Below are 1,181 nucleotides of genomic sequence, written 5' to 3' on the forward strand. Positions count from 1 at the left end.
TTAAGCAGTGGTGGTTAATAACCCCGTGCGTCATTCTGGTTAAAATGTACAACTCCATTTACTTGGAGAGTTTATGAATTCAGTGGTGGCTCGCCTGTGGCGAAGACCCCGTTCAGAATAATTGATAAATCCTTAGGTACATTTTCTTAGAGCCTTTTTTTAACTGCAAAATTTTTACTATGGCAAAAATGGAAATGGACATTGTCAATCCGCACTGTGCCGGCATTGACATAGGCAGCCGCTCTCACTTTGTAGCAGTAGGACAAGGAGAAAAAGATGTGCAGGAGTTTGGTGTGTATGCTGATGATCTGGTTAGCATCTGCAATCATTTAAAACAGCACAACATCACACATGTTGCAATGGAAAGCACAGGAAGCTACTGGCAAAACCTGTATGTAGAACTGGCACGAGCTGGCTTTGATGTTACCCTTTGCAATGGAAAGTTTACTAAAAACATTAAAGGGAAAAAGACAGATGTAAAAGATGCACGCTGGATACAAAAACTTCACAGCATTGGCTTATTAACTGGTAGTTTCCTGCCTGATGAAACAACTGAAACACTTAGAACCTACTGCAGGCAAAGAACCAACTGGATTGGGCAAAGCGTGGAAGCTACACACAAGATGCAGAAGTATCTGAAGCTGCTCAACTTTAGACTAGATGTAGTAGTGAAAGATGTATGCGGACTTACGGGGCTTGCTATTATAGAAGACATCTGCAAAGGCAATTTAAACCCTGTTGAGCTGGCAAAACACAGACACTTTAACTGCCGCAAATCGGAAGAAGAGATTGCAAAAGCGCTGAAGGGCAACAACAGAAAAGATTATCTATTTGGACTAAAGCAGGAATTTGAAAGCTACCAGTTCATTCAAAAAAAGATAACAGAATGTGACGCACAAATCAATAAGTTTCTCAGACAGCAAATCAATACCAATCCTTCAAAAAAAAACTTTCCACCACAGTAAAAACGCATAAGCGGCAAAATAAAAATGCCATCAAAGGCATAGATTTGAACCAGGCTGCCTTTCAATATTTTGAAGGCGTGGATTTGATGCAGATTGAAGGCGTAAGTCATGCCACCATTTTAAGCATCATGAGTGAAATAGGACCTGATGGATTTACAAAGTTTGAAACATCCAAACAATTTACCTCCTGGCTAAGGCTTGCACCCAACAATAAGA

The 1,181-nt window shown here is 40.4% G+C and carries 2 protein-coding genes; both read left to right on the plus strand.

Annotation, left to right across the window (positions count from 1 at the left end; all coding sequences use genetic code 11):
- Positions 1 to 179: 179 nt before the first annotated feature.
- Positions 180 to 965 carry an IS110 family transposase gene (locus A0F92_RS15335; RefSeq protein ID WP_068248348.1) on the plus strand — a complete coding sequence of 262 codons (786 nt, stop codon included), beginning with the start codon at positions 180 to 182 and terminating at the stop codon, positions 963 to 965.
- A gap of 86 nt (positions 966 to 1,051) precedes the next feature.
- The coding region (locus A0F92_RS16110; protein ID WP_394330973.1) for a transposase at positions 1,052 to 1,181 on the plus strand (130 nt) is incomplete at its 3' end.

The organism is Hydrotalea flava, assembly GCF_001623405.1.
GTDB lineage: Bacteria > Bacteroidota > Bacteroidia > Chitinophagales > Chitinophagaceae > Hydrotalea > Hydrotalea flava.